We start from the raw sequence: 8,742 nt of genomic DNA on the forward strand, positions 1-8,742 counted from the left end.
AGGAGATCAAAAATAACGAAATCTCAAAAAGTGTGTGGAACTGAAACGGGTGTGCTTACATGATTACCGCTTTATTGAAATGGTTTTACAACCGGAGGGTTCAGGCAGGACGGGGGAGGGTATGCGGACTATAACAGCCAGTAACCGGCGCTGCCGGGCTGCGGCGGCCATCTGACCACAGTGATATTCTCAGCAATATCTGCCGCCTGACATGCGCTGACGCGCATAACAACAATATTATGATGAGGTTTTCCGGTAAATGTTCAAAAATTGACTACACAACTGTGAACGAGCTTCGCACCATCTGCGGTTGGCTGACGATGTTGCCAGTAACCAGGCTTCGTGCCACAAAACTGACGCCTGATTAAAGTTTTCAGTTCGTTCTGCTTGAGCTGCACGTTCAGCAACAGTTTGATAGTCAGTCATAATTTTCAATCGTTTTATTCTCTTTTCAGTTGAATCCGGAACAATTCAGCCTCAGCCGAAAGCGTTAACTATATTAATAATTAAAATATATCCTGTAATGCTTCTGATTTCATACTGGCTTCAAAAGGAATAATCACTGATTCCGCTATCCCCATCTTTTGGAATGGATCTTGGCTTAAACGTTGTTCTAAAGCATGAATATCATTGCACTGAGCTATAATAACGCCCCCATTCCGCGGCACTCTTCTTCCGGATGCGAGAAAAGCACCATCTGAATAACCTTTTTTTAACCATTCGATATGTGCCGACATTTGCTCATCAACGTCTTTAAGTGGTTTTATATATGTTAAAACGACAAGATAGGTAATAGCCATTTGATATCCGTATGGTCAACTATTTTTGATAAACAAAGTTTATTCCAATAAGATTAAGTGAGCAATGCTGAATGAACCATTGTAAAAAGTAACATTCAGTTACCGATTTGCCAAATGGATGGAACGACTGGCTCAGGGGATAGCTGATGGCCTAATTGAAGCTCCGAAAGATCATTGAAAAAACCTATTTCGGAAATTTCGGCGGTTCCGGCGTAGAACCCCATCATGAGTATAATTGCTCAGCCGAAAATCTCAAATATCCTCCCGCCATTATAAATGAGAGGAAATATTTTCCTGAGGAAAGTTTTTATTTATCACGCACATTGCAATACACATCTAACAAATTAACTGAGTCGGCACAACAACATGAAACAAATGAAACTTTAATCAAATATGGATTTTAAATCCAAAAAAAGACCTTTTTTTTTAGTTATATCGGATAAATGAAAAGTGAAACATAAATTGCAATCTTTATTTATGAAAAGAAACATATGCGCCATCAAAGTAAACTATTTTTATTTGTAAAAAGTAACAAAATGCACTTTCAGATTGATTCCTCTGACAACAAACAGGTGGTTTAATCAATTTACGGTCTGGATCAACAATTATATTCTAATCAAAAAACGACATATCCACTCTGATTAAAATAACGTGCAAATTAAAAATTTAAATATATAAATCAATGTATTGCATTGAAATTACCGACGTTATCGTTAAAGACACGTCGGAGGTAATACTAGAAAGTGTAGCCACACCGGAAACCAAATGACCATGATCAATTATCTTTTTGACTGTTTCAATTTCAAATTATTCTGGATCATACCTGCCAACCACTGGCGTTTTTTTAACGCCTTAAATTACACCAGTGGTATCCGTTAAATCCGTGGCAATCCACACTTCGTAATTTTTAATTACACAGAAAATGATATAAAATACAACAAATTTCAATTAAAGACTGGAAAAATATTATTTTTTATAATAAGAATACACAGCTGTAAGTTACAAAAACAGGTTTTCTTACTCTTTTGGTCACAGAAAATAACTGAAATTGTCTTTTTTTTTAAGTCGGATGTTTTATTTTTACCGGAGTTAACCATGTTAAAGAAAACACTTATTACGGCATTAGTTTCTGCCGCTTTTTTTTCAGGTTCAGCGTCCGCGGTCACTGCTGCGGGCGGAATTATTAATATCACAGGTGCTATCAGTGACACCACCTGTACCATTAACGGGGGCAACAGCACCGACTTCGCCGTATTATTAGATCCGATTACCGTAACGGATGCCGGGGTAACCGCAAATACCGTCATTACCAAAAATCAGAAAGCATTTACGATGACATTCTCTGATTGTGCACCCGCTTCAGTCCCGCCCGGAAGTAACCTGAAAATACATTTCGCGTCCCCCAACAATATATCGTCAACCGGAAACTACCTGATTAACGATACCGTTAATGAAGGGGATCCGTCTGTCGCGAAAAATGTCGGGTTCAGTTTATCGTCAACAACCGCACCGTCAGTGGCACTTTCACTGAATGCAGCATATGACACAGGAGTGAAGGGAGATAAAACCGCACCAGCATCGGATCAGGTGACATTAATTGCCAGTTATTACAAAACCAATACCTCTCCTGCAAAAGTCGGGCCTGTACATTCCAACGTGATTTATACAGTCTCTTATTTATAACCATTGTCTGACAGTCAGGCTTATCAAAAAGCCTGACTGTTTACGGGGGAATATAATGAAACGCCGATTCTTTTTTCTGATGATGCTTATTTCATCCGCTAATGCTGCCGCCAATATCGTGATTAACGGGACACGGCTTATTTATCATGAAGAAAATGACAGCATTACTGTTCAGCTGAATAATAACAGCCAGACATCATCATTAGCACAGAGCTGGACAGATGACGGTGACATTAATGCCACACCGGAAAACAGCCGTTCCCCGTTTTATGTTTATCCGCCGATTGTCAAAATAGACGGCATGCAGGGGCAGCAGCTTAAAATAAAGAAAAATAATGAAAAATTACCGGATGACCGGGAAAGTGTCTTTTATCTCAGTGTGCTGGATATTCCGGCCACACCCGCCAATGCCAAAGGAAAAAGTGTGTTACAGGTGGCCCTGCGGTCACGGATAAAGCTGTTTTACCGCCCGGCCGGGCTGACGGCAAATCCGGAAACGGTTATTGATAATATTCAGTGGAAGCTCAACGGTGACCATTTATCCGTCACCAATAATTCCCCGTATCATTTTACCATTGCGGCGGTCAATGCCAATGACAGCAATCACACATGGCTGACCGTCTCCGAAATGATCCCACCTTTTTCTGAAAAACAATTACCACTGAAAAATAAACCCGCGGCCCGTAATGCCTCAGTGACCTATGTGGATGATTACGGCGTGTATAAGTCGAAGAATATTACCTTCTGACGGACGATAATAACGTGAAAACACAACACTGCCTGCCGATTCTGATTATGGCCGGATTATGGAGTTACCCCCGCGAAGGTTTCACGGAAGAATTCGATACCACCCTGCTGGCCGGTGAATCCGCTAAAGGGGATATTTCACGTTTATATCAGGAAAATACACTGCCGTCCGGCGAGCAACTGATGGATATTTATGTCAATAACACCTGGAAAGGCCAGTTTACCGTTCAGGTGGGAGAACATAATAGTAACCTGAGTTTTCAGCCGGAAGATATTAATAAACTCGGACTGAACCTTTCTGATAATGCCAAAAAACTGTCCGCCGAGAAACAGCCGGTTCCTGCAGATACCCTGACACCCGGACTGACTTATCACCTGAATAAAAGTACATTACGGTTAGATCTGTCCGTACCGCAAATCGGGGTAAAGACCGCCGATGCCGGTTATATTGACCCGGAATTATGGGATCACGGACAGCCAGCTTTTATTCTCGGCTATAACGTCAATTACTATAACTATAAACAAAAAAAGAATAACAAACAGAACAATGACAGTTTTTTTGCCACCGTAAATACCGGGCTGAATCCCGGTGTCTGGCAATTCCGCGATGAATCGGTTTACTCCTTTTATTCCGGCGGACACAAAGGCTGGAAAAATAACAGCCGTTATCTTTATCGTCCAATCAGCCGTATTTTATCTGCACTGACACTGGGGGATTTTTACACACCGCCTTCGCTGTTCGGCAGTTTTAAATTCAGAGGCGCATCACTGGGAACGGATATGAATATGCTGCCGCCATCCGGCCAGGGATTCGCACCCATCATCCGGGGCGTTGCCCAGACCAATGCCCTCGTCAGTATTTACCAGAACAGCAATCTTATTTTTCAGGAAAACGTGCCGCCGGGGGAATTTATGTTCCGGGATATTCAGCCGACCGGCGGCAGCGGCGATTTTTCTGTCATTATCCAGGAAGCAGACGGCCGGAAAGAATCATTTACCGTACCGTTCTCCGCCGTGCCCGATATGCTGAAAGAGGGAATTTATAATTACAGTCTGACCGCCGGTCAGGCGCGGCTGGATAATACACACTACCGCCCGGAGTTTGTGCAGGGGGAATTCCGTTACGGGCTGAATAATACCGTGACACTGTATACCGGCGGCATTGCCGGAAAAGATTACCGCTCTGTTCTGGCGGGAAGCGCCTGGAATCTGCCGTTCGGTGCGCTTTCTGTTGATGTGACGCAGGCGGATGCTGACTTTAAAACCGGCCGCAAAAGCGGCCAGAGCTACCGTATCGCCTACAGTAAGTTTGTCAGCACCACCTCCACCAACCTGACCCTCGCGACATACCGCTATTCCACCGACAATTTTTACGGTTTCACGGATGCTATCTATCAGCAGGATAACTACCGGGCGTGGGATGCTTACCGTAATACACAGGAAAATACCCCGGATAATACACCCCGTGAAATACCGGATCTGATGACAATGGATACCATGCGCGGTGCACGGGCTAAAAATACCTTCACCGTGAATTTAAATCAGTATCTGGGCGAGAACCGTGGGGGGATTTATATCTCCGGCACACACCGGGATTACTGGAATTCCGGCGGCAGCAACCGGGAATATCAGTTCGGATATTCAAACAATTATAACGATATCAGCTATACCGTGTCTGCATCACGGACACGTAATTTTGATGATAAAAATGAACCCCGGTTTTACCTGAATGTCAGCGTGCCAATTTTTGTTTTCGGCAAAAGTGCATCACTCAGCAGCGGTATTTATGCCACCGATTCCCGTTATCAGCAGGCCACTGTCAGCCTGAGCGGCACGGCAGGTAAAGATGATTTGGTTAACTACACACTGACCGGCTCAAACCAGAACGGCGACAATAATCTGGCGGGCGCGAACCTCACTGACCGCAATCCGTACAGCACCCTGTCCGGCTCATTCAGTGAGGGGAACGATTACCGTCAGGCGGGCGCCGGGGCAAAAGGAACTATCGTCGCTATCCCGGGCCACATCGCCATGTCCGGTGACACCGGCAATACCTATACCATTATTGATGCCCCGCAGGCCGGTAACCGGATGGTGAATTCGGATAAAGCATCCCTGACAAACAGTGATGGTGTGGTGCTGATGACACAATCCGTCCCTTACCGCGCCAATTCTTACACCCTGTCAGACACAGAAAAAAGTTCAGGTGCCGAAGTGACCGGCAATATCGGCCAGGTCAGCCCGTATAAAGGTGCTGTCAGTTATATCCGCATGGAAACCGACCCCCGTCAGACTTTCATTCTGCGGGCGGCGCGGGAAAACGGCGGCACACTGCCGTTCGGCACAGAAGTGACCGATGAGCAGCATCAGCCGCTGGGGTATGTCGGGCAGTCCGGACTGCTCTATCTGAAAAGCGGGCAGTTGCCGTCATCGCTGCTTATAAAACTGACGGCAGACGGGAAACAGCAGTGTGTTATCCGCAATCCGGTGGTGACGCCGGATAAAAACAACAATATCTGCCGGTAAAAGGAAACAATGATGAAAACCTCCGCCGCTGTATTATTTTTATTTCTGACAGTAATAAGCAGCCGGGCCGCTTATGCCACCTGTTCAGTAACATCCACCCAGACCGCCTCGGCCGTGGCGCTGGATCTTTCGGCTGATCTGATCGGGGCCACCACAACCGTATCCAAAGTATCTCAGACCAACTTCAGTGGTCCGTTTACCTGTAAAACAATATTACTGCAACTGTATCCGAATACCATTGGGATCAACTCACCATTCAATGGTCGGACGGCAACAATCGGTTTTAATAACGGCGCACAACTCGTTAATATCACCCTGACCGCCCTGGCAAAGAATAACGTCACAAATCTTACGGACGGCGCTCATAACGGGACGGAACTTAATACCCTGTTTACACTGCGTTTTGATTTGGTCAGCACCCCGACCGGCAACTACACCAAAGTACCAGGCAATACTACAACCATAACACCGGTTATTTTTGCTTCGGATGCCTCCATTCTGGGACTCGTTGGCTGGCTGGCTGCGCTTCTCAATAAGATTCTGGCATTTTTACTGACACTGCAATGGCCGGCTGATCCCAGTGATATGTTTTTGCAGCCGGTACAGATTACTTACAATCCACCGGTGACCACCTGCACCTTTACCAATGCCGGGCTGACCGTCAGTCTGCCACTGATGAGTATCAATGCCGTTAAAACTACAGATAAGGCCGGATACACTCCGTTCCGGCTCAATTTTACCTGCAGCAGCCTCCTCCCGGGCAACACCGCATCACGGGATATTGCTGTTTTTCTGTCCTCATCCAATTTGCAGGCGTCCGATAAAACCGTGCTGACCAATACCGTTTCCGGCGGTGCCGGTGGTGTTGGCTTCCGCGTGGTAAAAGCCGGCAACCTCAGCAGCCCGTTGCAATTTTCTGACAGTGCCAATACTCAGGGCAGTGCCACCTCTGTTTTCAGTGCAGCCGAAGGCAGTGCAGTTTCACCGGCCTTCTCTGTCGATCTTGGCGCGTATTACTATCCCTACAGTCCCGGCCCGGTGACACAGGGAAAAATGAGCAGTTCCGCGACCCTGGTTTTTTCCTACAACTGAACCGACGGAGGACATGATGCGGACAGGCATTCTTATCATTCTGCTCCTGTACATGCAGGCGGTATGCGCTGGTGTTGTCATCAATACCACGCGGGTAATTTTTCCGGGCAATCAGGAAAATACAGAGATCCAGCTGACCAACAGCGGGGAAATGCCGTCACTGGTACAAAGCTGGGTGGATGAGGGGGACATCAATTCCTCGCCGGAAACCAGCAGTGCCCCGTTTATGGTGGTACCGTCGGTGACGCGGTTAGCCGGGGGCGGCGGACAGCAGCTGAAAATCCGTGTTCTGAAAAACAATCTCCCCCGCGACCGGGAATCGGTTTTTTATCTCAATGTAGTGGATATCCCGGCGAAGACAGCTACCACCGGTAATACCCTGCAATTTGCCCTGCGGACACGGATAAAGCTGTTTTACCGGCCGGATGGCCTGCCGCAGCTGCCGGATGCGGTCCCGGAACAGATTTCTGCCTCGTTATCAGGAGAAACACTGATTCTGAAAAACCCGGCACCTTACTATTTCACATTATCCGCACTCGTCTCCGGCGGAGATAATGCGCCGTCACATATCAGCACCGTGATGCTCCCTCCTTACTCAGAGAGCCGGGTGGTATACACAGGGCATTTATCTGTGGGAGAGTCCGTCACGCTGATCAGTATTAATGATAAAGGGCGCAGTGTACGGACAGAGAAAAAATTAGGCGTTATTACAAGTAACGTAGTGAATTTGAATTTTATACCATTGTATTAAAAGGTTCGGTTGTGTACATGTACACCGTTCAGACAGAGTCTGTGTAAGTAGAAATATGACAAACGAACGACAAAATTTTTGCCGTATATTGGGGAGCTACGCCGGAACCGACGAAAGTTCCGAAATGTTTTTTTTCAATGATCTTTCCTTAAAATAACAACGGTAAACACACCCAAAAAATATCAAACATGAGTCCAGTCCTCTATTTTTAGTCCTTCAACTCGTGAAAATTCACGGGTATTATTTGTTACCAATATTGCATTCACAGCGACAGCATGACCAGCAATCGCGCTATCATTATTACCTATGAGCAATCCCACATCAGATAAGCATTTTTTTATCACGGTTGTTGCCTCTACCGCTGCTTTATCCCATGCCAAAATCGCGTCTACGCGTTCACAGAAAGCATCAACCAAACTATTATGTTTAGGAGATGCTTTCTTTCCTATTGCCCCGAAACGCATTTCTGAATAAGTAATCGCGGAAATGACAATAGTATCATTATTCATTACGCATTTTTGGAGCTTTTCAAGCAGTGAAACAGGTTGTTCACGCATAATAAAAGAGCAAATATTAGTATCGAGGGGCTTGTTGCAAATAATAAATTAGCGTGTTTTTTGTTCAGATCTCATTGAGTGTTTCAGGCTAAAACGGCTTCCACATTGAATAATCGATTGATAAAGGCTGATCGCTCCCGTACCAGAAATTCAGGTTCGTCACAACGGAGCCATTCATCAAACTGGCCTTTATTCAGCTTTCGTAAGGTTTCAACCCCCTGGATAGTTGACCAGGCCCGCTTCGCCGATTTGAAGCCGCCCGTGGCGACAATCAATTTTTTAATCGGTGCGTGATCGGATTCAATACGATTATTGAGCGTTTTGATTTGCCGTTGTTTCACATCATTACGAAGTTTACCTTCTTTAATTAAACGGGCAATCGCATAACCGTAAGCGGCGTGTTTGTCAGTATTGAGTATTTCTGGCTGCCGCTCAGCAGAGTAAGGTTTTAATACCCGTTTGAGAAACTCATAGGCGGCATGCCGGTTTCGTTTCGGGGAAAAATAGATATCCAGTGTATCGCCGTGCTTATCAATTGCCCGGTAAAGGTAAAACCATTTTCCGTTAACCTTGACATAAGTTTCAT

9 protein-coding genes and 1 pseudogene are annotated in these 8,742 nt (G+C 45.7%); 6 read left to right on the plus strand and 4 right to left on the minus strand.

Annotated elements, in window-relative coordinates:
• Positions 1-237: 237 nt before the first annotated feature.
• Both X965_RS19955 and X965_RS18085 read right to left on the minus strand, forming a co-directional pair.
• Positions 238-426: an ANR family transcriptional regulator gene (locus X965_RS19955; RefSeq protein ID WP_156341090.1), complete on the minus strand. Its 189-nt coding sequence runs from the start codon at positions 424-426 to the stop codon at positions 238-240.
• Positions 427-506: 80 nt separating this feature from the next.
• A complete protein-coding gene (locus tag X965_RS18085; RefSeq protein ID WP_036419590.1) occupies positions 507-800 on the minus strand; it encodes a YciI family protein in 294 nt (97 codons plus the stop codon).
• A 100-nt stretch (positions 801-900) separates the two neighbouring features.
• Between X965_RS18085 and X965_RS19960 the strand changes: the two are divergent.
• The 6 genes and pseudogenes from X965_RS19960 to X965_RS18110 form a co-directional block, all read left to right on the plus strand.
• Positions 901-978 (plus strand): annotated as a pseudogene (locus tag X965_RS19960) (arylsulfatase regulator); the annotation flags it as partial.
• Positions 979-1,895: 917 nt separating this feature from the next.
• On the plus strand, positions 1,896-2,483 hold the full coding sequence (locus X965_RS18090) for a fimbrial protein (protein ID WP_036419591.1): 588 nt from the start codon (positions 1,896-1,898) through the stop codon (positions 2,481-2,483).
• A 55-nt stretch (positions 2,484-2,538) separates the two neighbouring features.
• Positions 2,539-3,231 (plus strand): molecular chaperone, encoded by a 693-nt coding sequence (locus X965_RS18095; protein WP_036419594.1) that lies wholly within the window; start codon positions 2,539-2,541, stop codon positions 3,229-3,231.
• A gap of 14 nt (positions 3,232-3,245) precedes the next feature.
• Positions 3,246-5,756, plus strand: coding sequence for a fimbria/pilus outer membrane usher protein (locus X965_RS18100; RefSeq protein WP_036419596.1), 2,511 nt, complete (start codon positions 3,246-3,248; stop codon positions 5,754-5,756).
• Between the two features lie 9 nt (positions 5,757-5,765).
• Positions 5,766-6,848, plus strand: coding sequence for a fimbrial protein (locus X965_RS18105; protein ID WP_036419597.1), 1,083 nt, complete (start codon positions 5,766-5,768; stop codon positions 6,846-6,848).
• 16 nt (positions 6,849-6,864) lie between these two features.
• Positions 6,865-7,599 (plus strand): molecular chaperone, encoded by a 735-nt coding sequence (locus X965_RS18110; RefSeq protein ID WP_253280790.1) that lies wholly within the window; start codon positions 6,865-6,867, stop codon positions 7,597-7,599.
• A gap of 182 nt (positions 7,600-7,781) precedes the next feature.
• Here X965_RS18110 and X965_RS18115 read toward each other — a convergent pair whose 3' ends face one another.
• Positions 7,782-8,201 carry a type II toxin-antitoxin system VapC family toxin gene (locus X965_RS18115; RefSeq protein ID WP_036419599.1) on the minus strand — a complete coding sequence of 140 codons (420 nt, stop codon included), beginning with the start codon at positions 8,199-8,201 and terminating at the stop codon, positions 7,782-7,784.
• A gap of 38 nt (positions 8,202-8,239) precedes the next feature.
• Positions 8,240-8,742 (minus strand): IS6 family transposase (locus tag X965_RS18120; RefSeq protein ID WP_036419602.1); only part of this gene is annotated, 503 nt, incomplete at its 5' end.

Origin of the sequence: Morganella sp. EGD-HP17 (assembly GCF_000512315.2) — a bacterium.
Lineage (GTDB): Bacteria > Pseudomonadota > Gammaproteobacteria > Enterobacterales > Enterobacteriaceae > Morganella > Morganella morganii.

Bases quoted from the DNA above. Each gene is read 5' to 3' on its own strand.
- X965_RS19955 (WP_156341090.1), bottom strand. From the start codon at position 426: ATGACTGACTATCAAACTGTTGCTGAACGTGCAGCTCAAGCAGAACGA.
- X965_RS18085 (WP_036419590.1), bottom strand. From the start codon at position 800: ATGGCTATTACCTATCTTGTCGTTTTAACATATATAAAACCACTTAAA.
- X965_RS18090 (WP_036419591.1), top strand. From the start codon at position 1,896: ATGTTAAAGAAAACACTTATTACGGCATTAGTTTCTGCCGCTTTTTTT.
- X965_RS18095 (WP_036419594.1), top strand. From the start codon at position 2,539: ATGAAACGCCGATTCTTTTTTCTGATGATGCTTATTTCATCCGCTAAT.
- X965_RS18105 (WP_036419597.1), top strand. From the start codon at position 5,766: ATGATGAAAACCTCCGCCGCTGTATTATTTTTATTTCTGACAGTAATA.
- X965_RS18110 (WP_253280790.1), top strand. From the start codon at position 6,865: ATGCGGACAGGCATTCTTATCATTCTGCTCCTGTACATGCAGGCGGTA.